This is a genomic window from Butyricicoccus sp. AF35-5AC (assembly GCF_003477715.1).
Lineage (GTDB): Bacteria > Bacillota > Clostridia > Oscillospirales > Butyricicoccaceae > Agathobaculum > Agathobaculum butyriciproducens.
Window position 1 is genome coordinate 106,987 of the sequence record NZ_QUDX01000006.1, and the last position, 25,754, is coordinate 132,740.

Genomic DNA, 25,754 nt, shown 5'->3' on the forward strand with positions numbered 1-25,754 from the left:
CCCCGTCAGGGCGAACCCGCCTGCGGCAGTTCGCGCACCCCGCTCGGCCGGTGCTGAAAAACTGCCGCCCGGACAGGGTGAACCGCCTGCGCGGTTCAGGTGCCCCAATCGCCACGGTGCAGAAAAAAGAGTGCCGCACGCGGACACCTGTCCACCTGTGAAAACCAAATATTTTTACGCTTTACACTATAAAAGCGATGTGCTATAATACAGGGTATAAGAGCGAAAAAACGAATGTAGGGAGGGATAGACCATGAATCGAAAGTTGAAGGACGAGGATATGGACATTCTGTTTCGCGGTATTCTCAAGCTGCAGACGGTCGAGGATTGCTACGACTTTTTTGAAGATCTGTGCACGATCGCCGAGCTGCGTGCCATGGTGCAGCGCTTTCAGGTGGCGCGCATGCTGGATGAGGGCCGCATTTACAGTGACATCGTACAGGAGACCGGCGCGTCCACCGCGACGATCAGCCGCGTGAACAAGTGCCTTGTGTATGGCTCGGACGGCTACCGCAAGATGCTCGACCGGCTCAAGGAGGACGAAACAGCAGAGGAGAGCCATGAATAGTTACGAAACCCTGTCGGAATACTATGACCGCTTCACGGATGACGTGGGCTACGAGGAATGGGCAGACTTTTTCGAGCGCCTGTTTGAGCGGGAAGGCGTAAAGCCGTCGCTGGTGCTCGATCTGGCGTGCGGAACCGGAAGTCTGACGCGCATTCTGGCGCAGCGCGGCTATGATATGATCGGCGCGGACGCATCGCCGGAAATGCTCATGCAGGCGCTGCAGAACACGCTGGACTGCGAGCCGCGTCCTCTGCTGCTCAATCAGCGTATGGAAGAGCTGGACCTGTACGGCGCGGTAGACGCGTGCCTGTGCTGTCTGGACAGCGTAAACTACGTCACTGAGCCGGAAGCACTGCAGACTGCCTTTGAGCGCGTACACACGTTCCTCAATCCGGACGGCCTGTTCGTATTCGACATCAACACAGCCGAGAAATTCGCCCGCATTGACGGCGAAAGCTATGTCCGCGAGGATGACTGTGTATTCTGCGTATGGCAGGCGGCGGTCGAGGACGGCCTGTGCGCCTACCAGTTCGATATTTTCGAGCAGGAGGACGATGTGTGGCACCGTGCGCAGGAAACGCACGAGGAGCGCATCTACGAGCCTGCACAGCTGACCGCCATGCTGGAGCAGGCCGGTTTTACCGAGATCAAAACCTATGGCGACCAGTCCTTTGCGCCCGTACAGGGCGGCGAGGACCGCATTTACTTTACAGCACGAAAGAGAGATTAACTTATGAGCGATACGTTACTTCGCGCGATCGCCCGTGATGCGGGCATCCAGATTTGTGCAGCCAGCACGACCGAGCTGGTCGAGCGCGCACACGAAATCCACAGCACCACGCCGCTGGCTACCGCAGCCCTCGGACGAACGCTGACCGCGACTGCCATCATGGGCAGCCAGCTCAAGGCCGAGGACGGCTCTGTGACCGTGCAGATCAAGGGCAACGGTCCGCTCGGCGCGATCGTCTGCGTCGGTGATTCGGACGGCTATGTGCGCGGCTATCTGCAGGACCCGGCTGTCGATCTGCCGCTGCGTGCGGACGGCAAGCTGAATGTAGGCGGCGGTGTCGGCCGCGGCTATCTGATGGTCATTAAGGACATTGGCATGAAGGACCCGATCACGGGCACAGTTGCGCTCGTCAACGGCGAGATTGCCGAGGACCTGACCCGCTATTTCGCGGAGAGCGAGCAGATCCCGTCTGCGTGCGCACTCGGCGTGCTTGTGGATACCGACTGCTCGGTCAAGTGCGCCGGCGGCTGGCTCGTGCAGCTTATGCCGGGCGTGAAGGATTCCGACATTGACAAGCTGGAGGCCAATCTGGCAAAGCTGGAGAGCATGACTGCTATGCTCGATAAGGGCATGAGCCTCGAGGACATCATCCGCGCGGTGCTCGATGGCTTTGAGGTAGATTTTCTGCAGACCAGTGAAATCGGCTACCGCTGTGCGTGCAGCCGTGAAAAAGTAGAGCGCGCCCTGATCAGCATGGGAAAAACCGAACTTTGCAAGATGGCAGAAGAACAGGAAAATAGTGAGGTAACCTGTCAGTTTTGCGATAAAATCTATCGTTTCAGCCGCGCAGAGTTGCAGGAACTTTTAACACACGCAACGGAATAAAAAGAAAATAAAAAAACTTTGAAAAAAGTGTTGACATTTGGGCACAGGTTCTGTATAATAAACATCGTCGCTGAGAGATACAAACGAAAACGAAACAGCGACGACGGCCTGGCCCGGTAGCTCAGTTGGTTAGAGCGCTAGCCTGTCACGCTAGAGGCCGTGGGTTCAAGTCCCATCCGGGTCGCCATTCTTCAATCGGAAACGATTGAAGAAATATGCCTCTGTAGCTCAGTCGGTAGAGCAGGGGACTGAAAATCCCCGTGTCGGTGGTTCGATTCCGCCCGGAGGCACCATTTATTCAAATGAGTGTCTGGACACTCATTTGAATAAATCTTACCTTTCGGTTAAGGAATCGAAAGGCGGCTCTTGGAAACAATCCGGTGGCATATTTCAACCAGCGTGGCTTTTGCCGCAGCAAAAGCGATTCCGCCCGGAGATGTAGCGTCGGAGCGGCAAGTAACCCGTCTTCGAGTCAAAGAATCGCGTTAGCGCGAAAAACTAAATATGCGGCTGTAGCTCATCTGGTAGAGCGCCACCTTGCCAAGGTGGAGGTAGCGAGTTCGAGCCTCGTCAGCCGCTCCACATGGTACCATAGCCAAGCGGTAAGGCGTGGGACTGCAACTCCCTGATCCCCAGTTCGATTCTGGGTGGTACCTCCAAAAGACTGATGTGAAAACATCAGTCTTTTTGTTTTGCACAAAATCACACGAATTTGCACAAATTCAGGTAAAGGTTGACAAATACTGTAGACTGTGTTATATTCCACTTATGGATGCACTACGGCGTCCATGCAATAAAAGGAGGAATTTAATATGACACTCAGAAAGCGACTGATCGCGCTGAGCATGGCGGCAGCCTGCGCAGCAACAGCCTTTGCCGGTGCAGCATTCACCGACCAGAGCAGCATTAAGGTGGACAGCAAGGTCATCGACACCCTGACCGAGAAGAACGTCATCAAGGGCTTTGAGGACGGTTCGTTCAAGCCGGACACGGCAGTGACCCGTGCCCAGATGGCCAAGATGATGTTCGTACTGCGTACCGGTTCGGATGATGCGTCTTACTACGCAAAGGATATGACCGACACGTTTGCGGATACGGCCGGTACCTGGTCGAACGGCTACGTTAAGTATTGTCAGGCGTACGGCATCGTTTCCGGCAAGTCGAGCACGGTTTTTGCACCGAATGCGTCTGTAACGACTGCTGAAGCCGCGAAAATGCTGTTGGTATACAGCGGTCACGATGTACAGAAGGATGGTCTGACCGGTGCGCAGTGGAAGGAAAACACCTTGAAGCTGGCAGATGCAGAAGGTCTTTTGACTTGTGTAACTACAAAGCCGGATGATGCACTCCCGCGTCAGTATGCCGCGCAGATGATTTACAACGCAATCAGCAGGTAAACACGCAGCAAAGAAAAGTCCCTCAACCGAGGGACTTTTTTTCATCTTCATAAAATCTAAAGAAATTTCCTGCGGAAAACAACAGAAACCTGTGGTAAGATAGAAGTAACGAAAGGGGGAAGGGAAAATGGAAAAGCTGACTGTTCTGGTGGTGGACGACGACCGCGAGATCGTGGACAGTATCGCGATATTCTTACAGGCGGACGGCTATCTGGTACGCAAGGCGTACAACGGTCTGGAGGCGCTCGATATCGTCATGACCGAGAACGTACACCTTATCATTCTTGACATTATGATGCCCGAGCTGGACGGCATCAAAACCTTATTAAAGGTAAGGGAAAGCAAAAACCTGCCGATCATCCTGCTGTCGGCCAAGAGCGAGGACGCGGATAAAATCCTCGGACTGACCGCGGGTGCGGATGATTACATTACAAAGCCGTTTAACCCGTCCGAGCTGGTCGCGCGCGTGAAAAGCCAGTTGCGGCGCTATACCCAGCTGGGCGCGATGCAGATAAAGGAAACGCAGATTGCCATCCACGGACTGGTGCTCGACACCGAGAGCAAAAGCGTGACGGTGGACGGCGAAGCCGTTCGGCTCACACCGCTCGAATACAAAATACTCGAGCTGCTGTGCCGTCACCCAGGCAAGGTGTTCTCCACGGAGGAGATTTACCGGCAGGTGTGGAATGACGATATCGTCAGCGACAACGCCATCGCCGTCCATGTGCGGCACATCCGCGAAAAGATAGAGATCAACCCGAAGGAGCCGCGCTACCTCAAGGTAGTATGGGGCGTCGGCTATAAGATAGAGAGGAGCGAGTGAAAATGAACATCAAGGGAATTTTACGCAGTTCGGCAGCGAAGCTCATCGCGTTTGCGGGCATTGTGGGGTGCTTCGCAGGCGCACTGTTTCTCACCGAGAACACGATAACGGATTTTGCCGCGAACGGCCTTGACCAAATGGTCTATCGCTTTGAGGGCGATTTTGCCGACTCGTCCTATATGCATCAGCAGCTCGGCATAATGTGTGCTGAAATGGCGAATGCGTTTGAGGATGGCATGGACGCAGCGGAATTCAGCAGGCAGCATACGGATTTTGCGGGAAACTATTTCGGCAGAATGGGCGATAAAACGGTCGGCGATGACACGCTGACCGAAGCCGCGGCAAAAAATTCTGCGTTTTACATGATCACACGGCCGGGTGGCAATGTGCAGTCCAATGTGGGAATGTACTACGGCTATCCGCTTGCGGTTTACGATGAGGAAACGGACAGTTACGGCTACTACACCGAGGAGGATGCGGCAGAGGAAGGCTGGAAGTTCAATAAGTTCAATCCGTACCCGTCTAACACCCTGCTGCTGGTGCGCTTCACGGACGCACAGGCTGCACCCATCAAGGCTGAGTGGGAAATGCAGAAAACGCAGATTACCGGCGTGCTCCATCGGGCGATTGTGCTGACGGTGATCGCACTGGTGCTGTTCGTGTTCCTGCTGTTCGTCACCGGCCGCAAGCCGGAGGATGAGGACGTGCACCTTGTCACCATCGACCGTCTGCCGGTGGAAGTGAACGTGCTGTGCTTCTGGGCGGTGCTCGGCACGGCAGGCGGACTGAATCTGGCACTGATGGGTGAATTGCTGAACGGCACAAACGACATGTCGATATTGCTCGTACCGTCCATCCTGTTTTTTGTCGCGGCGTTTGCGTTCGCACTCGAACTTACGCTGTCGCTCGTGCGCGTGATCAAGAACCGCAGCTTTGTCAAGCAGTGCTGGTCGATTCGATTCATCCTCTGGTGCTGGCGAACCTTTATTAAGGTATGCAAGTGCATCCGGCAAAGTTTCGGAAAACTGCGCCGCATGCTGTTCCGTGACTACAAAACGCGCAACGTTGTGCTGCTCTTTACGGCGTATTCGGTTGTTCTCGCGTTCCTTGCGGCGGTGTTCGGCGGAGTGGGCGGCTCGTTTTTTGTCTTCGTGTTCGGCACGGTCTGGTTCCTCGCGGCAGGTTACTTTCTCATCAAACGCATCACCGGCTTTGAGCGTATCGTGGACGCGCTGCGCCGGCTGCGTGCGGGTGATCTCGGCTTCAAGCTGACCGACATGCCGGAGGGTGTGTTTGCTGAAATGGCCGAAGACATTAACTCGCTCGGTGACGGCATGCAGGCGGCACTGCAGAACGAAGTCCGCGCCGAGCGCATGAAAAGCGAACTGATTACCAACGTCAGCCACGATTTGAAAACGCCGCTGACCAGCATCCTCAACTATTCCGATCTGCTCGGCAAAATGGATTTAACGCCGGAGGAGGCGAACGACTACGCCCGCATTATCCATCAAAAGGGTCTGCGGCTCAAGAATCTGACGAGCGACCTGTTCGATATCTCCAAGGTGCAGTCGGGCGCAGAGCAGATCATCAGCGAACGGCTGGATGCGTGCACGCTCGCCCGGCAGGCGCTCGCAGAGCAGGACAAGGCCGTGCAGGAGAGCGGCTTGACCGTCAAAGCCGCCATTCCCGAGCGGGAGCTGCCCATTTGGGCGGACGGGCGCAAGCTGTCCCGCGTGCTGGAGAATCTCATCGGCAACTGCGTGAAATATGCGCTCAAGGGTACGCGCGTGTTCCTCTCTGTTGCAGAGGAGAACGGTCAGGCCATTATTGAACTCAAAAACACCGCCAACTACGAGATGGACTTTGCCGCCGATGAGATCACCGAACGGTTTGTCCGCGGTGACGCGGCGCGCTCGACCGAGGGCAGCGGTCTGGGTCTCGCCATCGCAAAAAGCTATACCGAAGCCTGCGGCGGCACATTCGATGTTTCGGTGGACGGCGATCAGTTTAAGGTGCGTATCGGCTTTCCGGTGTATGGCACGACGGCAAAGTAAATTTTTGCGGAAATGGAAATCTTATCTTGTAATTTGGATTGCAACCGCTATAATAGGAGTTGGATAAGAACCCGCGTGAGCGGCAGGGGCAGCACCACAGCTTCAATCATGCGGTATTGCCCGGGACAAGAAAGGCGGAAAGAATTATGATTACGACTGCAAGTGAACATCAGGTAGATAAGGTAGAGCAGATGGCTGGCGGCAAGGGACACGTTATCATCGAGCGTCTGCTCGGTGCGAAGGAGCTGGACGGCAAGTGCGGCCTGTATGCAAAGGTAACCATCGAGCCGAACTGCACGCTCGGCTTCCACGAGCACCGCGGCGAGACCGAGACGTACTACATCCTGAGCGGTGAAGGCTCGTATAACGACGGTGAGAAGTCCTATCCGGTCAAGGCCGGCGACGTGACCTTCTGTCCGGACGGCACCGGTCATGCGCTGGATAATACCGGCGATACCGACCTCGTGTTCATGGCACTGATTATTATGAAGTAAGCGCAGAGACGCAAAGAACCCGAAACCTTGGTTTCGGGTTCTTTTTGTGTGTAATTGAGAATGGAAAATGAACGCAGTTTCTTTCTGGTTTATGCAAGGTGTATCGTATGGGAGTACAGTGTGCGCCCGTAGCACGACCGAACGCGCCCGGTTAACGGTGTTTTGGGTGCCTTTACGGTTAGGTGTTTACAAATGAATTGACAAATGGCGGGGCGCTCCGGAGTGGTCTCTTGCATTTTGGGCGATTCACCCTCTGAGGGCACTCAACCCTACGGAGTATGTAGAACGGGTGCCGTTTTCACGAGGTTTACCAGTATATTCATCATTTATTTTCTGTTTTCAATTCTCCGTTTGCAACACGGGAAATAAAATTTCAGACAAAAACAAAGCAGGCTCGGATAAAACCGAGCCTGCTTTGCTGTGATCGGGAGGTGTGATCCGATCACAAAGAAGAAAAGAGTAAAAAAGAAAGGAAAAAAGAGAGATAGTCAATTAGTAAAGCTGCATTTTGCAGCGTTTGTGCTGTTTTTAAGCACTTTCTTTGAACAATTACAGTATAGCGTGGTTTTCGTCGAAATGCAAGAAAAAATGTTCGGCAGTTTGTATGAAAATACTATAAAATTTTTCGGCGGGAATTGTGCTTTGCGTTGAGCGTGTGAAAAACCGCCGTCTCTCAAACCGCTTTGTTTGTGAAAAATCGCGTCTGGTGGAAATCTATCCCTTGACATATTGCTCATATTGTATATAATAAGTATATACAATAAAAGAGGGAGGGACGGCATGGACATCATAGTATCCAATATGGACAGCACGCCGATCTACGAGCAGATCACACGTCAGATCAAGGCGAAAATCCTCGGCGGAGAGCTGCAGCCGGGGGAGGCGCTGCCGTCTATGCGCTTGCTGGCGAAGGAGCTGCGCATCAGCGTTATCACGACCAAGCGTGCGTATGAGGAGCTTGAGCGTGAGGGCTTGATCACCAGCCAGACCGGACGCGGCAGCTTTGTTGCACCGGTCAGCAGCGAACGTCTGCGGGAAGCGCAGCTTCGCACGGTGGAAGACCACCTGACGGACGCTGTACAGGCGGCAAGACTGGCCGGACTGTCTGCGGACGAGTTCGCAGAGCTGGCACGGACACTGTTTGAGGAGGAAGGATTATGAGAGAGAATGCACTGGAGCTGCACGGCGTCTGCAAGAAATACGGCGGCTTTGCGCTCCGCAATGTGGAATTTATCCTGCCGAGAGGCACGGTAATGGGTTTAATAGGAGAAAACGGTGCCGGAAAGACAACGACCATCAAGGCGGTGCTCGACCTCATCCGGCCGGACAGCGGCGAGATTACCGTGCTGGGAGGACACGGCTCGAATCCGTCCGTCCGTGAGAAGATCGGCGTGGTGCTCGAGGACGGCGGTTTCCCGAGCGCGATGAGCGCCGTACAGGTGAGCACGCTCCTCGGCAGAGCGTACAAAAACTGGAATGCGGAGCAGTTTGCGTCGTACATCGAAATATTCGGCATTGACCGAGAAAAGGCCATCAGGGACTACTCCAAGGGCATGAAAACCAAGCTGAATATCGCGGCAGCACTGTCGCATGACGCGGAGCTGCTGCTGCTTGATGAGCCGACGAGCGGCCTTGATCCGGTCGTGCGGGATGAAGTTCTCGACCTGCTGTATGACTTCATGCAGGACGAAAATCACGCGATCCTGCTGTCCAGTCACATCACGAGCGATTTGGATAAAATCGCGGACGAGATCACCTTCATCCACAAGGGCGAGGTGCTGCTGAGCGAGCCGCGCGACGAGCTGCTCGATACCTGCGGTATACTGCGCTGCACCGCCGATCAGCTGAACGCCCTTGACTCGTCCGCCGTGCGGGCAAAGCGCGTGGGCACGTTCGGCTGTGAAGCCTTGGTAAGACGTGACGGCGTACCGACGAACTGGTCGGTCGAGCCGGTCAACATCGAACAGATCATGCTGTTCCTGACGAGAGGGGAGGACGCAAGATGAAAGCAATGCTGTATGCGGACTGGATGAATCTGCGCCGGTCGATGAAGGCGCTGCTGGTAGTGGTAGCCGTTATGGTGCTGGCCTCGGTGACCACGGGAAACGGACTATCGTTCTTCCCGGCTATGCTGTGTATGCTGTCGCTTATGGTGCCCGCAACGCTCATGAGCAGCGATTATGCCTACGGATGGGATAAGCTGAGTTTGTCGCTTCCGGTCTCTCGGCGCGATGTGGTGAGCAGCAAATTTGCGATCAGCCTGCTGGTCAATCTGACGGTTGTGGCACTGGGCATGATATGTATTGCGGGCATGAATGCCTTCGGCGGTGATGCAATGGCGGAGGATATGATGGGCATGCTGGCCTGTGAGGCGGTCGGCCTGACGCTGATGGGTATTGAAATTGTACTCGTTTTACGGTTTGGTCCGGAGCGCGGTCGGTATTTCCTCATTGGCGTGGTGTGGGTGCCGATCATCCTGCTGACCGTCGTCAAAAAGCATCCGGCGTTCAATAAACTTGTGCAGGCTGTCGGCGGCATGGACAGCTGGTCGGTCGGACAGCTTACGGCGTTCTTCGGCGGACTGATGATCGTCGGGGCCATCGTGTATGCAGTGTGCTGGCGCATCGGTGTGGGCATTTACCGGAAAAGAGAGTTGTGAATGAATAAAATCCCTCTCGCTCCATATAAATAGGAACGGGAGGGACGGAGAATGAAGATTTTCAGCTTTACACTGCCTCTGGCGGTCGGTGGACTTGCGACCGGGCTGACGATGGGGACTATGTCGCAGTATGCGGCGCTGGTGCAGCCGCCGCTTGCACCGCCGGCGTGGATATTCCCCATTGCGTGGACGATTCTCTATGTGCTCATGGGCTGGGCGAGCCTGCGCGTGCGGCAGTCCGGTTCGCCGGAGCGAAGCAACGCGCTCGCGCTGTATTACACGCAGCTTGCAGTGAATTTCGTGTGGCCGCTGCTGTTTTTCCGCGTTGGACTGTACGGAACGGCGTTCTGGTGGCTGATTCTGCTGCTGGCACTCGTGCTCGTCACCGCAAGGGCGTTTTACCGCATTGACAAGCAGGCGGGATGGCTGCTCGTGCCATACCTGGTCTGGCTGGTGTACGCGGCTTATCTCAATGCCGGTGTCTGGTTCCTGAATAAATGAAAAAGGGAGCAAATCGTGTGATTTGCTCCCTCTACGAGGCTGTCGTGGAACTACAGTTCCGCCGACAAGCAGGAACGGACCGTAGGCCGTTCCAAAGTCGTCCGAAAGTTCCCATGCGGAAACTTTCTCCCTCTTAGGGTATAAAAATCGAGATACATGCTCCCGGTTTTTATGAATTTGCATGGCAAATTCTATTGAATATGCACTGACGTGCGAGCTGCTAAGATTATACGTTTGGAAAAAATAAAAGGGAGCAAATCGTGTGATTTGCTCCCTTTACGTTACTCATATCTCAGTTTTACGTTTTCTGCATTGCACAGATCAACGTACTCCTTCGGCGGTTCGCAGTCGGTGATGAACGCGGTCAGGTCCTTGAGGTGGCAGAACGTGACAATCGCTTCCTTGCCGATCTTGGACGAATCGACCATGCCGTAGATGTTATCCGCGCGGTGAACAACGGCACGCTTGATCTCGGCTTCGAGGAAGGTGGTGTTGGTCATGCCTGCAGTCAGCGACACGCCGGTCGCGCCCATGAACGCCTTGTTGATACGCATGGTGGACAGCGCTTCGATCGCGGACAGGCCGACAAACGAATCCGTAGTCGGGCTGTAAATGCCGCCGAGCGAGATAATATTAAGGTTATCGTACTTGGAGGCCTCGCTCAGCGCGCCGAGCGAGTGGGTGATGATCGTAATTCGCTTCTTTGCCACAAGAAACCGCAGCAGACACAGGGTGGTCGTGCCGGAGTCGATAAAAATGGTATCGCCATCCGCGACCTCCTCGGCGGCCAGACGGCCGATGAGAGACTTGTCGATCTGGTTGAGACCCGAACGGATGGGCGTCGGCACGGCACCCGAGGGAACCGTAGCGGTCACGCCGCCGTATACCTTGGTGATGTGGCCGCGCTGCTCAAGCTCGTTCAGGTCGCGGCGGATGGTATTCTTGGACACGCCAAAAACCTCGCACAGCTCGTCAATGCTGACGGTCTCGCGCGAGATGACATATTGCTCTATCGAATTGAGACGGCTGACTTTCATATTCACAGCTCCCACATAATAATATCCGCCCAGTAGTATCCGAATGTATCCACAATGTTTTCTTTAGTTTATCAAATTTGTAACCAAATGTCCACCGCTCCAAAGAATGAGAATATGGCGTGAATTTGGCGGAAAAGGTCGAAAATACATGAAAACTCTCGGTAAAGAACGATAGAAAGTGAGTAAAATCCGTAAAACCGCCTTTTGAAAATAATTTCTGGCAGTGAGCGGGGAGAGGAGCGGTAACCCGTCTGCGGGGAGAGGGATACGCAGACAAACAGCAGAAACAGGGCGGGATACCCCTTTTGAAAATATATTTTTACCGTTTTGCAAGAGGTTTACCAACAAAATAAATACATATAACCAGCAGATAACCAACAAATTACCTAATTTTACTCGAAATAAATTAGATATTTTCCATAAGGCGTTTGAATGAAATTGGAATTTTGCGAACAAATGCAGGAATTTCGGTTGAAATTTTGGCGGTTTGGTGATACACTTGTATTCGTAAAACAGTGGCATTGTGCCGCTGTACGCTGGAACCTGTTCCGCGGAGAGAAAATTATATTTTGAATTAGGCAGGTGTATGCAATGCAGAAAGCAGAAAAGATGCAGGAGCTTCGTGTATTTGCTCAGGAAATCCGTGTGGAGACCCTGAAGACCGTCGGTTCGCTTGGCTTCGGCCACGTTCCGGGTGCAATGTCCGTTATTGATGCGCTGGCAGTTCTGTACGGCGAAGTAATGAAGGTTGATCCGAAGAACCCGCATTGGGAAGATCGTGACTGGTGCGTGCTGTCCAAGGGCCACGCTGGTCCGGCTATGTACGCTACCCTCGGTCTGAAGGGTTTCTACCCGATCGAGGACGCTTATACCCTCAATCAGCCGCACACCAATTTCCCGTCCCATACCGACCGCACCAAGACCCCCGGTGTTGACCTGACGACCGGTTCTCTCGGTCAGGGCATGTCCACCGCTACCGGTGCTGCTCTGGGCAACAAGCTCGACGGCCGCGACAGCCATGTATTCGTATTCGTTGGCGACGGCGAGTGCGATGAGGGCCAGGTTTGGGAGGCTGCTCAGTTCGCAGCTCACTACAAGCTGGACAACCTCGTTTGCTTCGTAGACGACAACAAGTACCAGCTCGACGGTGCGGTTGACAAGGTTATGAGCCACGGCAAGGGCATCGGTGCTAAGTTCGCAGCATTTGGCTGGAACGTGATCGAGCTGCAGGACGGCAATGACGTAGAGCAGATCTACGACGCTGTTCAGCTCGCTTACGACACCAAGGGCGTACCGACTTGCATCGTCCTGAACACCGTTAAGGGCCTGGGCGCCACCTTTGCTGAAGGCACTGGCGCGCACTCCTCTCAGCCGACTAAGGAGCAGTGGGATGAAGCCATTGCTGCTGCTGAGAAGAAGCTCGCTGAGATCAAGGCACAGTAAGGGAGGGTATTGAACATGAGCTTTACTTTGATTGGCAAGCACGAGAAGGATTCTCGTAACAACCGTGACGGTTTTGTTACCGCTATGCTGGACCTGATGGAGAAGGACAGCAAGGTTATGCACGTTGACTGCGACCTCGAGAACTGCATCAATACCGGCAAGCTGGCTAAGGCTTTCCCGGAGCAGACCGTAAACGCAGGTATCGCAGAGGCTAACGCTATGGGCGTTGCTGCAGGTCTGGTTGCTACCGGCCGCACCGTATTCATGCACTCCTTCGGCTGCTTCGCTTCCCGCCGTGCATTTGACCAGGCATTCATGTCCGCAGCTTACGCTAAGCTGCCGGTACACGTTATCGGTTCCGACCCCGGCGTATGCGCTGCATACAACGGCGGTACCCACATGCCGTTCGAGGACTGCGCTCTGTACATGTCCGTACCGGAAGCAGTTGTCATCGACCCGGTTGACTACGCTCAGATCAACTGCCTGACCAAGAAGCTGGCAGCATCCGGCAAGTTCTCCTACATGCGCATGATCCGCAAGGGCTTCACCACCGTTTACGGCGATGGCTCTGACTTCGAGATCGGCAAGGGCGTTACCCTGAAGGAAGGCAAGGACGTAGCTATCATCGCTTCCGGCATCATGGTAGACGAGGCACTGAAGGCTCAGGAGCAGCTGGCTGCTGAGGGTATCTCTGCCAAGGTTATCGATATGTTCACCTGGAAGCCGCTCGACGAGCAGCTCATCCTCGATTCCGCTGCTGAGTGCGGCGCTATCGTAACCGCTGAGAACCATCAGGTAAAGGTTGGTCTGGGTTCTGCTGTTGCTAACGTTGTTATCAAGAACAACCCGGTTCCGATGGAGATGGTAGGCGTTGAGGATCGCTTCGGCCAGGTAGGCGCTGAGTCCTTCCTGCGCGAGGAGTACGGTCTGACCGCTGCTCACATCGTAGAGGCTGCTAAGAAGGCTATCGCTCGCAAGAACGGCTAAGTTTTCCCGCAGATACGCGAAGTAAAATTGCATCGAAAAGCGTTCCGACGTATGTCGGAACGCTTTTTTGTCGTTACATTGCACAGAAGCAAACGCAGATTTTGCATGGTCTGGAAATAGACAATATCACCCAAATCTGCTACACTGTAAGCACAACAGTAAAAGGAGGAGGTGTACCGCATGAAAAAACGGTACGCGGCAGGACTGGCACTGGCTCTTGTGGGGATTTTGAGCGGGTGCGGACAAACGGCGGCAGACAACACAATCAGCCTTACACCGGTGGAGGAAACGACCGCAGACCAGAGTGGCAGACTGATTGAGTATAATTTTTCCGGCCACAGGAGCGAAGCCGAGGGCGTATTGTTTGGCTGTTATATATGGGATGGCAGCACATGGCAGAAAGATGAGGATGCCACGTTTGGGTTGCGTTGTTCGGCGACACTGGGCAGCGGCAAGGGCACGATCAAATTCGAGCGTGACGGCGATGCGGCGAATGCGAACTATAAGATTGGAATGGATTCGCCACAGCTTGGCGGATATGCACAGGTTATGGATTCGCCCGAGAGAAACAGTCTGCCGATGGAGGGATTGACGGCAACTGTTGCTGCATGGGAGGAACCTGTCAATGACTTGGCAGTCGACACGGAAATTCCGTTGCTCGTGCGTGTGTTCCGCACGGACGGTACGATCATTCCGGTATCTATTGATGCGTTTTTGGAACCGGAAAACAGCAAAGCCGTACAGAAAAGCGTGTATGCGGAAGCGTACACTGTAATTTTCTGCTATGAAATGTAAATGCTGAAACGGAGGTGTACCACATGAAAAAACGATACGCAGCAGGACTGGCACTGGCTCTTGTGGGGATTTTGAGCGGGTGCGGGAAGGCAGAGACACAGCCGGCGGATAATACGATTTCCATCACGCCGGTGGAGCGGAAAACCGATGGACCGCAGATGGATATGGCGGTGAAGTACGATTTTGCCGGCAATCATGCGGATGTAAACGGAATGGAGTTCCGGCGTTACATCTGGGACGGCAGCGCATGGGAGAACGAGGGCGGGACGTTTACCGTTAATTTGGATAAAGTCGAAGAAAACGAGGGAACGATTCGATTTCAGCCGGAGAGTGATGTACTCAATGCGGAATATATCGTTATCATTGATGCGCAGACACCGGAATCGGGAAATTCTATACAGTTTGCGGAATCTCCTGCGCTGAGCGGTCTGCCGACGGAGTGGCTGACCTCGGCGGTGGCCATGCAGGAGGAAAAGATTGACGATCTGGCGGTCGATGTGGAGATTCCACTGCTTGTACGCACATTCCGTACAGACGGAACACAGATTCTGGTGGCGATTGACGCGTTCGCTGACCCGGAAAACAGTTCGGCGGTCAAATACAGCAGCTATGCGGAGGCATATACCGTAAAATTTGTAAAGAACGATAATCTGTAAACGCGAAATGCCCTGACCTCTCGTCAGGGCATTTTTTCTCTTTACGCCAACCGCGAATTTCACTATAATAGAGGGAGCGGAAAGGGGAGAGAACCATGTCCCAAACAGACAGCCCACTGGGCACGGCGCCGGTAGGAAAGCTGGTCTTGCAGCTGGCGATACCGGCCATGCTGGCACAGTTTGTCAATATTCTATACAGCGTGGTCGATCGCATGTATGTCGGCCACATCGCGGGCGCGGGCGATGCGGCGCTGGCCGGTGTCGGCGTGTGCGCGCCTGTGGTGACCATGATAACCGCCATCGGTGCGCTCATCGGCTTCGGCGGCGGACCGCTGATGAGCATCCGCATGGGGCGGCGCGACATGGACGGTGCCCGTCAGATCATCACGAACAGCTTTTATCTTTTGCTGGCGCTGAGCGTGCTGGCGACCGTGCCGCTGCTTATTTTCAAGAGGCAGATCCTGTTCGCGTTCGGCTGCAGCGAGGTCCTGTGGGATTACGCGCAGGCGTATTTTACGACCTACGTTTCCGGCACTGTGTTCGCATTGCTGAGCTACGGACTCAATCAAATTACAATGAGTCAGGGATTTTCCGGTACCGCAATGCGGTCGGTTATGCTCGGAGCGGCCGTAAATATCGCACTTGACCCGGTGTTCATTTTTGCGCTGCACATGGGTGTGCGCGGAGCCGCTCTTGCAACCGTGCTGTCGCAGGCGTGCTCGACGGTGTACATTCTGCGGTTTCTGTTCAGCGACAGAGCCGCTGTCCGCATTACCCGTCAGCCGGTCAATTTTGGCTGGATGCGCCGTATCGTGCAGGTCGGCTTGTCGCCCGCGCTCATCATCGCGCTCGATAACGTGCTGCTCATCTCCATCAATGTCATGCTGCGCAAATACGGCGGCGCAGACAGCGATATGCTCATCGCATGTGCTGCCATCATGCAGAGCTTCATGCTCGTCATCACCATGCCGCTCGGCGGAATGACGGCGGGCACGCAGTCCATTCTCGGCTATAACTACGGCGCGTGCGACGAAAAACGCGTCATGAAGGCGTTCCGGTGCATTGTGCTGCTGTGCCTCGTGTTCTGCGGCATCATGTTCCTGCTCGCGCAGACGGTCTCGGGCGCTTTTGTCAAAATCTTCACCAAAGACCCGGCGTATATTGACATGGCGGCGTATATGATCCGCACCTACTCGCTCGGCGTGCTCGGACTGACCATCCAGTACCCGTTTGTGGACGGCATGACCGGCATGGGCCTTGTCAAATGGGGACTGACGTTTTCCATGCTCCGCAAGGGTATTTTCCTCATCAGCGTGTTCGTCCTGCCGCCGATTTTCGGGGCAACAGCCGTTATGTTTTCTGAGCCGCTGTCCGATGTCGTGTCGGCGGTGTTCTCCGGCTGCGCGGCCATGTTCCTCTTGCCGAAGCTGGTGGCGAAACAATGCTGCAAGTAGAGTGAAGAGTGAAGAGCATGAGAAGTTTAACCTTCTTCATGTTGTTACATTACACATAAAATCTAAATCGTAGGGTGCGACGACTCGGCGCACCGTCTGTAACCCGTCTGCACAGACCTAACCGTAGGGGCGAACATTGTTCGCCCGAGAACCGTTTGATTTTACGTTGTGTGGGAGCACAATGTGCTCCCCTACGGGGGTAACATGTACTAATCGTTAGATGCGGTGCGCCGAGGTCGTACCCCAGGGCACCTTCTTTTGCCCTTTGGGCAATTCACCTTGTCGCACCCTGCGGTGTACCTTTATGATAATATGAAAAACGGAGAAACACGATGAATCATTACGTTCATTCTCCGTCTTTCATCCTCCATTCTCAATTACTTCCCGCTCTTTGTACAAACTACCCCTTTACGAACGCATTTCTACTCTGTATAATAAGGTAAGATAGAAAACTCTTTCCGTCGAACGGAACAAGAACGATAACGGAGGAACAGAACATGGACGTTAAGGAACGCGCACTGCAGGCACACGAAAAATGGGGCGGCAAGATTGAGGTCGTAGCCCGCTGTGAGGTAAACAGCAAGGACGATCTGTCGATCGCGTACACGCCGGGTGTTGCCGAGCCGTGCCTCAAGATCAAGGACGATCCGTCTCTCAGCTACACCTATACGCGCCGCCACAATCTGGTTGCGGTCATCACGGACGGCACCGCGGTGCTCGGTCTGGGCGATATTGGTCCGATTGCCGGCATGCCGGTTATGGAGGGCAAGTGTGCGCTGTTCAAGGCGTTCGCTGACGTGGACGCGTTCCCGCTCTGTGTGGCTTCCAAGGATGTGGACGAGATCGTCCGCACCATTCAGCTGATCTCCGGCTCGTTCGGCGGCATCAACCTCGAGGACATCGCGGCTCCGCGCTGCTTTGAGATCGAGCGCCGACTCAAGGAGGTCTGCGACATTCCGGTATTCCACGATGACCAGCATGGCACGGCTGTCTGCTGCGGTGCAGCTCTGCTCAACGCCTGCCGCCTGACCGGCCGCAAGGTGGATGAGATCAAGATGGTTGTCAACGGCTGCGGCGCGGCTGCTATCGCCGTTACCAAGTTCCTGATGTTCCTCGGCGTCAAGCACATCACGATGGTTGAGCGCTTCGGCATCGTCTGCGAGGGCGATGAGCGTCTGAATCCGGCACAGCAGGAGATGGCCAAGGTCACCAACCGCGAGCACATGACAGGAACGCTGGCCGATGCTGTCAAGGGTGCGGACGTATTCTTCGGCATGTCCGCGCCGCAGGTGCTCACAGCCGAGATGGTCTCCACCATGGCAAAGGACCCGATGGTATTCGCTATGGCAAATCCGGTGCCCGAAATCTGGCCGGAGGACGCAAAAAAGGGCGGCGCTGCCGTTGTCGGCACCGGCCGTTCGGACTATCCGAACCAGATCAACAACGTGCTTGCGTTCCCGGGTATTTTCCGTGGCGCACTTGATGTTCGCGCAAGCGACATCAACGAGGAGATGAAGCTGGCAGCGGCTAAGGCGATCGCGGCCTGCGTTTCCGATGAGGAGCTGAACGCGGAGTATATCATGCCGATGGCGTTTGACAAAAAGGTCATCCGTTCGGTAGCAGATGCCGTTGCACAGGCTGCCCGCGATTCCGGTGTGGCCCGTATCTGAGCGCAGCAGACGAAAAGTTACAGATAAGACAAAATCAACCGCGCGGGAACAATCTCGCGCGGTTTTTGCGCAAAAGTGCGTGCACGCACACGCACAAGTTCGCGGAATGACAAAAACAGCGGATTGCACAACTCGGCTTTGTGAAAAAATGCGTTTGACATTTACAGTGCATAAGGGTACAATAAGAATAACAAAAATGCGTTTGTTCTGCGCAGACGCAGAGAGAAGATTATGGAGGGAATAACTATGTTAGATCCGAAGAAAGTAAGACTGGGTATCTGCCCGATCGGCTGGTCCAATGATGATATGTGGGATCTCGGCGACGAGAACACCTTCCAGCAGTGCATCTCTGAGATGAAGCTCGCTGGTTTCGACGGCTGCGAAGTAGGTCACAAGTATCCGGAGGACAAGACCGTCCTCAAGCACATGCTGGACGCCCGCAACCTGACCATCGCTTCCAAGTGGTTCTCCTCTTTCCTGGTTGACAAGCCGTACGAAGAGGTAGAGGCTGAGTTCATCAAGGAGCTGGATTACCTGTCCTACGTTGGCGCTACCGCTATCAACGTATCCGAGCAGTCCGGTTCTATTCAGGGTCAGCTCGATACGCCGGTTCTGGACGACAAGAAGCGCGTTCTGACCGACGAGGAGTGGGATCGCTTCACCACCGGCCTGAACAAGCTGGGCAAGCTGTCCATGGAGAAGTACGGCATCCGCACCTGCTTCCATCATCACATGGGCACCGTATGCCAGACCGTTGAGGAGACTACCCGCCTGATGGAGAACACCGACCCGAAGTATGTATTCCTGTGCTTCGATACCGGTCACTTCACCTTCGCTGGCGAGGATCCGGTAAAGATGCTCGAGAAGTTCGCTGACCGTGTTGGTCACGTTCATCTGAAGAACATGCGTATGCCGCTGGTTGAGAAGGCTCGCGCTGAGCACTGGTCCTTCCTGGATGCAGTTCGCGCAGGCGCTTTCACCGTACCGGGCGATCCGGACGGCTGCGTAGAGTTCGACGCTGTATTCGATCTGCTTGACAAGGCTGGCTACACCGGCTGGATCATGGTAGAGGCAGAGCAGGATCCGGCTAAGGCTAATCCGTTCGAGTATGCTAAGATGGGCCGTGAGTACATCACTGCACACACCGGTCTGGGCGGCGAGGTTGTTCTGAAGAAGTAATTCTTCGCATATCGCGCAATAAAACACGAAACCGGGGGCATTTGCCCTCGGTTTTTTGCGTTCAAAAAAGGATATATGTCGTTAAGAACCGTTTGCACCGACCGGAAGCCTCCCCTGAAAGGAGAGGGGAACCGCCGAACGGCGGTGGAGGGGTTTGCCGTACCCACGGCAGAGGATTTCGCACGCTGCGGCGTGCGGGAATGTTGCCGCTGCGCGCGGCGGGCGCACAAGAGGGTAGACAACCTGCGGTTTTCCACCCTCTTGTGAATCACCCCTTTTCCCGCAAGGGCTTGGGTGCAGATGGTAGACTGCGTAAGCATGAAAAAGGGGAACGGCAGTCGGGTTACCGTTCCGTAGGGGCAGACCAATGTGTCTGCCCATTTCTTTACCTATACGCAATGTCAGATACCTTTCTGCTACACATACGGTTTAGTCTACGCAGGCGCGGCACTGTTATGCCGCGCGTAGCGGCAATCCCCGCCGCAGTCTACGGCAAAACGCTTCGCCCGGAAGCGGTGAACCGCCTGCGCGGTTCGGATGCCCCGAAAAACCGGTGCCGAAACCCCTCAGTCGCAGCAAGCTGCGCCAGCTCCCCTTTCAGGGGAGCCTGCAACCGTCCGGAGGGCGCAAACCGCTTCGCCTTTTATTCATTTGCCGCTATATAAATCGTTGCAAATTCTCCGAAAATAGGGTAGAATAGTAAACAGGAATAGAATAAGGAGTGTGGAGCATGGAAGCACAGAAATATAAGCGCGTACTGATCAAGATCAGCGGCGAAGCCCTTGCGGGCGATAAGCATTTCGGCCTGAACTTTGATGTCATCGGTCCGGTATGCGATGTGATCAAAAAATGCAACGAAGAGGGCTGCGAGATCGGCATTGTTGTCGGCGGCGGCAACTTCTGGCGCGGCGTAAAGGACGGCGGCGGCAAGATGGAGCGCACCCGCGCGGACCACATGGGCATGCTGGCAACCACCATCAATGCACTGGCTCTGCAGGATGCACTGGAGCAGCGCGGCGTGGACGTTCGCGTGCAGACCGCTATCGAGATGAACAAGATCGCTGAGCCGTACATCCGTTCTCGCGCGACCCGCCATCTGGAAAAGGGCCGTGTCGTTATCTTCGGCTGCGGCACCGGCTGCCCGTTCTTCTCGACCGACACCGCAGCGGTTCTGCGTGCGGCAGAGATCGGCGCGGATGTTATCCTGCTGGCAAAGAACGTAGACGGCGTGTACGATTCCGATCCGGCTGTCAACCCGGATGCCAAGAAGTACGACCACCTGAGCTACATGGACGTGCTCAATCAGGGTCTCGGCGTTATGGATTCCACGGCAACCTCGCTGTCCATGGATAACCATATCCCGATTCTGGTATTCGCGCTTTCCGACCCCGAAAATATTCACCGCGCTGTTAACGGCGAAAAGATCGGCACGATCGTTGAGGAGGTAAAATAATGAAGGAACAGATCAAGTCCCACGAGGCAAAAATGCAGAAAACGCTGGACGTGCTCTCCAAGGAGCTGGCAGCAGTCCGCGCAGGCCGTGCAAACCCGGCGGTTCTCGATAAGATCACCGTTGAGTATTACGGTGCACCGACCCCGCTGAATCAGGTTGCGGCAATCTCTACTCCCGACCCGCGCACGCTGGCCGTCCAGCCGTGGGACGGTTCGGTGCTCAAGGCCATCGAGAAGGCAATCCAGGTCTCCGACCTCGGCATCAACCCGCAGAACGACGGCAAGCAGATCCGTCTGAACTTCCCGCCGCTGACCGAGGAGCGCCGCAAGGAGCTTATCAAGGGCGTTTCCAAGACCGGTGAGGAGGCAAAGGTTGCGCTCCGCAACATCCGCCGCGATGCACTGGACAAGTTCAAGGCAGCGCAGAAGAAGAGCGAGATCACCGAGGACGAGCTGCACGACGGCGAGGACAAGATGCAGAAGCTGACTGACAAGTACGTCAAGGAAGTTGATGCAATGGTCGCTAAGAAGTCTAAGGAGCTTGCGGAAGTATAACTTCCGCTGCGCTTATAGGGGGCTTCACAAGCCCCCTATATACGAAGTGCGGTTCCGGGGAAACCGCACTTCGATACCCGAATGACGCGCCCCACGGGCGCTGGGTCGGGGGACAAAAAGACCCGGCAAAACTGGGCCTTTTTGTGCGGCACAGAGTGCCGCGATTGGATGCCGCCGCAGAGCGGCGGTCGCCTGCGGGCGAGCCAATGGCTCGGATTTCTGAATGAAATCCTGCCATGTGGGTACGATTTGCAAGCAAATCGGGATTTTATGCGCTGCAAGCAGCGTGTGCAAGAGTTTATTGGGGGCGGCGGATTCGTCGCCCTTTTGCATGAAATTGGCAGGAAAACCTGCCGCAAGAGGGACAAACAGGGAGGAAGCAGGTTGGGTCTGTTCACACGAAAAAAGAAGGATAACGCGCCTGAAAACCGTCCGGTGCCGCGTCATATTGCGGTAATCATGGACGGCAACGGCCGCTGGGCCAAGAAACGCGGTCTGCCGCGTAAGGCCGGTCACAAGGTCGGCGCGGAGACGTTCCGCACCATTGCCACCTACTGCAAGGACATTGGCGTGCAGTATTTCACGGTCTATGCATTCTCTACCGAAAACTGGAAGCGTCCGCAGGATGAAGTCGATGCGCTGATGAACCTGTTCCGCTCCTATCTGAAGGAAGCGGCGGAAACCATGTTCGAGCGCGGCGTAGCCGTGCGCGTGCTGGGCGACCTGACCGTTTTGCCGGAGGATATCCGCGCGCAGATCGCGGAGGTGGACGAGATTGCCGATCGGCTTGGTCCGGACGCGGCAACGGCTTCGCTGTGCATCAACTACGGCGGCCGTGACGAGATCAAAAACGCCGTCCGCGCCATCGCGGAGCAGGTGAAGAACGGCGAGCTGGCACCTGAGGATATCACCGAGGATACCATCACCGCCAACCTGTATACCGCGCACATGCCCGATCCCGACCTCATCATCCGTCCTTCGGGCGAGATCCGCACGTCCAACTTCCTGCTGTGGCAGTCCGCCTACTCGGAGTACTACTTCACCGATGTGCTGTGGCCGGACTTCAAAACCACCGATCTGGATGCGGCAATCGACAATTTTAACAACAGAAACCGTCGTTTCGGCGGCGTATAATATCCAATTAGGGTGATAAACGTATGAAAGCAAGAGTATTGTTTGGCGTGTTCGGCTTTGCCTTTGTGCTGCTGGCGCTGTATGTGTTCCCGCCGATCGTGCTGGAGCTTGTCGTGGCGGCGCTGTGCGTGTTCGCCACCTATGAGGTGCTCGGCTCGACAAAACTGGTGCGCAACCACTTGGAACTGCTGCTCGCAATGGCCGTCTCGCTGGGACTGGCTGTCGGTCATTTCAGCATCCTGCCGCTGCGGCTCGAGAGCGTGATGCAGGGACTGGTGTTGGTGCTCCTGTTCGGCTCGTTCGCCATTGAACTGAAATATCATGACGTCATGAAGGCTTCGCAGGTCTCGTGGGCATTTTTCGGCGGACTTGTCGTGCCGTACCTGCTGCTCAGCCTGCTGCGTATTTTCCAGATGCACTACCACCACGGTTCGTTCATCGTGCTGCTGCCGCTGCTTGCTGCCTGGGGCGCGGACACCTGCGCTCTGTTCTCGGGCATGCTGTTCGGCAAGCATAAGCTGGCGCCGGTCGTCAGCCCGAAAAAGACGGTAGAGGGCGCCGTCGGCGGCGTGGTCGGCGGTGCCGTCCTCGTGCTGATCGCGGCTGTGATTATGAACCGGACGCTTGACCTTGAAATGCCGCTCTGGTCGGCGGTCGTGCTCGGTGCAGTCGGCGCGGTGCTCGGAGAGATCGGCGACCTGTCGTTCTCGGTCATCAAGCGCCAGACCGGCATTAAGGATTATGGACATATTTTTCCGGGCCACGGAGGAGTGCTTGACCGCTTCGACAGTGTGCTGTTCGTGGCGCCGTTCGCGGAATTGCTCTTTAGAGTCATTTGGTAATTGAAAATTGAGAATGGAGAATGGGGAATTGTGGTATCGCGCTTTGCACGGCACCATAATTTTCAATTTTCCATTTTCAATTTTCCATTTTCAATTATCCATTATCCCAAATCGTTTAACAGGAGAAAAATAATGAAGAAGATTGCGATTTTAGGTTCAACGGGTTCGATCGGCACGCAAACGGTCGATATTCTGCCTTCGATCGACGCCGAAGTCGTCGCATTGACGACCAACCGGCGCATAAACTTATTGGAGGAGCAGGCGCGTGCCCTGCATCCGAAAATGGTCTGCGCGATGGACGAAAACGCAGCCAAGGAGCTGAAAATCAAGCTGGCGGACACGGATATTGAGGTTCTGACCGGTATGGACGGTCTGATCGCCTGTGCCGCCGAGAGCGGCGCGGACATCGTGGTGACGGCGGTTGTCGGCATGGTCGGCCTGCTGCCGACGATGGCGGCCATCAAGGCGGGCAAGGATATCGCGCTGGCGAACAAGGAGACGCTCGTGTGCGCGGGTGGTCTGGTGATGAGCGCTGCAAAGCAGTACGGCGTGCGCATCCTGCCGGTGGATTCCGAGCATTCGGCGATCTTCCAGTGCGTGCAGGCGGCAAACGGCAACCCGATTGATAAAATCCTGCTGACCGCGTCCGGCGGTCCGTTCTTCGGCAAAAAAATCGAGGAAATGCGCGGCATGACGCGCGAGCAGGCACTTGCACACCCGAACTGGAGCATGGGGGCAAAGATCACGATCGACTCTGCGACCATGATGAACAAGGGTCTGGAGCTGATCGAAGCCATGTGGCTGTATGATCTGCCGCCGGAGGACATCGAAATTGTCGTTCACCGCGAGAGCATCGTGCACTCGGCGGTGGAGTTTGCGGACGGAGCGGTAATCGCGCAGCTTGGCCTGCCGGATATGCGCCTGCCGATTCAGCTGGCGCTGACGTGGCCGCAGCGTGTGCCGTGCAAGGTACCGCGCATGTCGCTCGCGGAGGTCGCAAAGCTGACGTTCTATGCACCCGACTACGAGGCGTTTCCGGCGCTGAACCTCGCCAAGCACGCCGCCTCCCTCAAGGGCGACCGCGGCGCTGTGCTCAACGGTGCAAATGAGGCCGCAGTCGGTCTGTTTTTGAACGGTAAGATCGGTTTTACCGACATCGCAGAGCGCGTTGCATACGCACTCGATACCATTCCGTACAAGAAGGACATCACGCTGGACGACGTTCTGGCGGCGGACAAAGCCGCGCGCGAGATCGTGCTCGGCTGACCGAAAGGAGCTACGCTTTGCTGCAAATCATTCTGGCAATCCTCGCCTTCGGCGTGCTGGTCATCGTGCATGAGTTCGGACATTTCATCACCGCAAAACGCGGCGGCGTGCAGGTCAACGAATTCTGGATCGGCATGGGCCCGACCCTCCTCAAGCACGAGTATAAAGGCACGCTGTACTGCCTCAAGCTGCTGCCGTTCGGCGGCGCGTGCGTCATGGAGGGCGAGGACGGTGAAAGTGAAAACGAGCACGCCTTCGGCAAGGCGAAGCTGCCGCGCCGCATGCTCATCGTGTGTGCGGGCGCGCTGATGAATTTCCTCGTGGGATTCCTCATCGTGCTGGCGGTCATGCGTCCGAACGGACCGAACGGCGGCTATATCGTCTCCACCATCAGCGAGGTCAATCCGGCGAGCACCGCCGCCGCAGACGGCGGTCTGGAGGCAGGCGACGAAATTCTGAAAATCGACGGCTACCACATCCTCGTGCGGACGGATTTCGATACCGCGCTTGCGCGCACCGGTTCGACCACGCATGAAATTACTGTGCGCCGCAACGGTGAAACGGTGACGCTGCCGTCCGTCAAGCTCGAAGCGACAGTCACGGACGCGAACGGAAACAAGCGCATCGGCATCACCTTTGCGGAGCTGCCCGACAGCTTTGGCATGCACCTCAATATGAGCGTGCGCACCGCCGTCAACTACGCGCGGCTCGTCTGGTCGAGTGTGGGCATGCTCGTCAGCGGGCAGGTCGGCGTGGATCAGCTTTCCGGTCCGGTCGGCGTGGCCGAGGTCATGGCGGATACCGCCAAGTACAGCATGATCTCGTTCTTCCAGCTTGTGGCATTTATCTCGATCAACCTCGGCGTGATGAACCTGCTGCCGCTGCCTGCACTGGACGGCGGTCGGCTCGTGTTCCTCATCATCGAGGGCATTCGCCGCAAGCCCGTGCCGCCCAAGTATGAGGGCTATGTGCACGCGGCAGGACTCATGCTTCTGCTTATGCTGATGGTGTATGTGACCGGGCAGGACGTACTGCGCATTTTTATGCGCAGTAATTGAGAATTGAGAATGGAAAATGGAAAATGAATGTGCGGCGCATAGCGCCGTTATTCAATCATCGCGCAAAGTGCGATACCACAATTCTTCATTCTCCATTTTCCATTTGTGAGAGGTT

25 protein-coding genes and 4 tRNA genes are annotated in these 25,754 nt (G+C 55.5%); 28 read left to right on the plus strand and 1 reads right to left on the minus strand.

What is annotated here, in order from left to right; all coding sequences use genetic code 11:
* Positions 1 to 253: 253 nt before the first annotated feature.
* The 15 genes from DWZ82_RS09375 (at position 254) to DWZ82_RS09445 (ending at position 10,111) form a co-directional block, all read left to right on the plus strand.
* Positions 254 to 568, plus strand: a complete 315-nt coding sequence (locus DWZ82_RS09375; RefSeq protein ID WP_110436460.1) for a YerC/YecD family TrpR-related protein — start codon at positions 254 to 256, stop codon at positions 566 to 568.
* On the plus strand, positions 561 to 1,298 hold the full coding sequence (locus DWZ82_RS09380; protein ID WP_118480394.1) for a class I SAM-dependent DNA methyltransferase: 738 nt from the start codon (positions 561 to 563) through the stop codon (positions 1,296 to 1,298). The genes DWZ82_RS09375 and DWZ82_RS09380 overlap by 8 nt, the downstream gene beginning before the upstream one ends.
* 3 nt (positions 1,299 to 1,301) lie before the next feature.
* The gene (gene hslO / locus DWZ82_RS09385; protein WP_118480396.1) at positions 1,302 to 2,183 is read left to right on the plus strand and encodes an Hsp33 family molecular chaperone HslO; all 882 of its coding nucleotides are present in this window, start codon (positions 1,302 to 1,304) and stop codon (positions 2,181 to 2,183) included.
* A 110-nt stretch (positions 2,184 to 2,293) separates the two neighbouring features.
* Positions 2,294 to 2,370: transfer RNA gene (locus DWZ82_RS09390), tRNA-Asp, on the plus strand.
* A gap of 30 nt (positions 2,371 to 2,400) precedes the next feature.
* Positions 2,401 to 2,476, plus strand: a tRNA-Phe gene (locus tag DWZ82_RS09395).
* Positions 2,477 to 2,689: 213 nt separating this feature from the next.
* Positions 2,690 to 2,765, plus strand: a tRNA-Gly gene (locus DWZ82_RS09400).
* Between the two features lie 3 nt (positions 2,766 to 2,768).
* Positions 2,769 to 2,842: transfer RNA gene (locus tag DWZ82_RS09405), tRNA-Cys, on the plus strand.
* A gap of 153 nt (positions 2,843 to 2,995) precedes the next feature.
* The gene (locus tag DWZ82_RS09410) at positions 2,996 to 3,580 is read left to right on the plus strand and encodes an S-layer homology domain-containing protein (protein ID WP_118480398.1); all 585 of its coding nucleotides are present in this window, start codon (positions 2,996 to 2,998) and stop codon (positions 3,578 to 3,580) included.
* Between the two features lie 127 nt (positions 3,581 to 3,707).
* Positions 3,708 to 4,403: a response regulator transcription factor gene (locus DWZ82_RS09415; RefSeq protein WP_118480400.1), complete on the plus strand. Its 696-nt coding sequence runs from the start codon at positions 3,708 to 3,710 to the stop codon at positions 4,401 to 4,403.
* Between the two features lie 2 nt (positions 4,404 to 4,405).
* Positions 4,406 to 6,457, plus strand: a complete 2,052-nt coding sequence (locus tag DWZ82_RS09420; RefSeq protein ID WP_118480402.1) for a sensor histidine kinase — start codon at positions 4,406 to 4,408, stop codon at positions 6,455 to 6,457.
* A gap of 146 nt (positions 6,458 to 6,603) precedes the next feature.
* Positions 6,604 to 6,951 (plus strand): cupin domain-containing protein, encoded by a 348-nt coding sequence (locus DWZ82_RS09425; RefSeq protein ID WP_118480404.1) that lies wholly within the window; start codon positions 6,604 to 6,606, stop codon positions 6,949 to 6,951.
* Positions 6,952 to 7,731: 780 nt separating this feature from the next.
* The gene (locus DWZ82_RS09430; RefSeq protein ID WP_110436467.1) at positions 7,732 to 8,112 is read left to right on the plus strand and encodes a GntR family transcriptional regulator; all 381 of its coding nucleotides are present in this window, start codon (positions 7,732 to 7,734) and stop codon (positions 8,110 to 8,112) included.
* A complete protein-coding gene (locus DWZ82_RS09435; RefSeq protein WP_118480406.1) occupies positions 8,109 to 8,957 on the plus strand; it encodes an ABC transporter ATP-binding protein in 849 nt (282 codons plus the stop codon). Before DWZ82_RS09430 ends, DWZ82_RS09435 begins: the two co-directional genes overlap by 4 nt.
* Positions 8,954 to 9,610 (plus strand): ABC-2 transporter permease, encoded by a 657-nt coding sequence (locus tag DWZ82_RS09440; protein ID WP_118480408.1) that lies wholly within the window; start codon positions 8,954 to 8,956, stop codon positions 9,608 to 9,610. The genes DWZ82_RS09435 and DWZ82_RS09440 overlap by 4 nt, the downstream gene beginning before the upstream one ends.
* A gap of 51 nt (positions 9,611 to 9,661) precedes the next feature.
* On the plus strand, positions 9,662 to 10,111 hold the full coding sequence (locus tag DWZ82_RS09445; RefSeq protein ID WP_118480410.1) for a TspO/MBR family protein: 450 nt from the start codon (positions 9,662 to 9,664) through the stop codon (positions 10,109 to 10,111).
* A 281-nt stretch (positions 10,112 to 10,392) separates the two neighbouring features.
* On the opposite strand, the gene DWZ82_RS09450 is transcribed toward DWZ82_RS09445, so the two are convergent.
* Complete coding sequence (locus DWZ82_RS09450; RefSeq protein WP_117491063.1) at positions 10,393 to 11,148, minus strand: DeoR/GlpR family DNA-binding transcription regulator; 756 nt, start codon at positions 11,146 to 11,148, stop codon at positions 10,393 to 10,395.
* A gap of 591 nt (positions 11,149 to 11,739) precedes the next feature.
* Here DWZ82_RS09450 and DWZ82_RS09455 point away from each other — a divergent pair.
* From DWZ82_RS09455 to rseP, 13 genes are all read left to right on the plus strand, one after another.
* Positions 11,740 to 12,591 carry a transketolase gene (locus DWZ82_RS09455; RefSeq protein ID WP_117491065.1) on the plus strand — a complete coding sequence of 284 codons (852 nt, stop codon included), beginning with the start codon at positions 11,740 to 11,742 and terminating at the stop codon, positions 12,589 to 12,591.
* A gap of 15 nt (positions 12,592 to 12,606) precedes the next feature.
* Complete coding sequence (locus tag DWZ82_RS09460) at positions 12,607 to 13,578, plus strand: transketolase family protein (RefSeq protein WP_118480412.1); 972 nt, start codon at positions 12,607 to 12,609, stop codon at positions 13,576 to 13,578.
* Positions 13,579 to 13,758: 180 nt separating this feature from the next.
* Entirely contained in the window at positions 13,759 to 14,373 is a 615-nt protein-coding gene (locus DWZ82_RS09465) for a hypothetical protein (protein ID WP_118480414.1), read from the plus strand.
* Positions 14,374 to 14,396: 23 nt separating this feature from the next.
* A complete protein-coding gene (locus DWZ82_RS09470; protein ID WP_118480416.1) occupies positions 14,397 to 15,029 on the plus strand; it encodes a hypothetical protein in 633 nt (210 codons plus the stop codon).
* Positions 15,030 to 15,124: 95 nt separating this feature from the next.
* Entirely contained in the window at positions 15,125 to 16,483 is a 1,359-nt protein-coding gene (locus DWZ82_RS09475) for an MATE family efflux transporter (RefSeq protein WP_118480418.1), read from the plus strand.
* 497 nt (positions 16,484 to 16,980) lie between these two features.
* Entirely contained in the window at positions 16,981 to 18,153 is a 1,173-nt protein-coding gene (locus DWZ82_RS09480) for an NAD(P)-dependent malic enzyme (RefSeq protein WP_116704966.1), read from the plus strand.
* A 246-nt stretch (positions 18,154 to 18,399) separates the two neighbouring features.
* Positions 18,400 to 19,332, plus strand: a complete 933-nt coding sequence (gene iolE / locus DWZ82_RS09485; protein ID WP_110436478.1) for a myo-inosose-2 dehydratase — start codon at positions 18,400 to 18,402, stop codon at positions 19,330 to 19,332.
* A 730-nt stretch (positions 19,333 to 20,062) separates the two neighbouring features.
* The gene (pyrH, locus tag DWZ82_RS09490; RefSeq protein WP_110436479.1) at positions 20,063 to 20,785 is read left to right on the plus strand and encodes a UMP kinase; all 723 of its coding nucleotides are present in this window, start codon (positions 20,063 to 20,065) and stop codon (positions 20,783 to 20,785) included.
* Complete coding sequence (gene frr / locus DWZ82_RS09495) at positions 20,785 to 21,339, plus strand: ribosome recycling factor (RefSeq protein WP_117555167.1); 555 nt, start codon at positions 20,785 to 20,787, stop codon at positions 21,337 to 21,339. The genes pyrH and frr overlap by 1 nt, the downstream gene beginning before the upstream one ends.
* A 459-nt stretch (positions 21,340 to 21,798) precedes the next feature.
* Positions 21,799 to 22,473, plus strand: coding sequence for a polyprenyl diphosphate synthase (uppS, locus tag DWZ82_RS09500; protein ID WP_242988199.1), 675 nt, complete (start codon positions 21,799 to 21,801; stop codon positions 22,471 to 22,473).
* Between the two features lie 23 nt (positions 22,474 to 22,496).
* Positions 22,497 to 23,315 (plus strand): phosphatidate cytidylyltransferase, encoded by an 819-nt coding sequence (locus tag DWZ82_RS09505; protein WP_117491075.1) that lies wholly within the window; start codon positions 22,497 to 22,499, stop codon positions 23,313 to 23,315.
* Positions 23,316 to 23,444: 129 nt separating this feature from the next.
* Entirely contained in the window at positions 23,445 to 24,581 is a 1,137-nt protein-coding gene (locus tag DWZ82_RS09510) for a 1-deoxy-D-xylulose-5-phosphate reductoisomerase (RefSeq protein WP_418986412.1), read from the plus strand.
* A 17-nt stretch (positions 24,582 to 24,598) separates the two neighbouring features.
* On the plus strand, positions 24,599 to 25,639 hold the full coding sequence (gene rseP, locus DWZ82_RS09515) for an RIP metalloprotease RseP (protein ID WP_158575165.1): 1,041 nt from the start codon (positions 24,599 to 24,601) through the stop codon (positions 25,637 to 25,639).
* Positions 25,640 to 25,754: the final 115 nt, after the last annotated feature.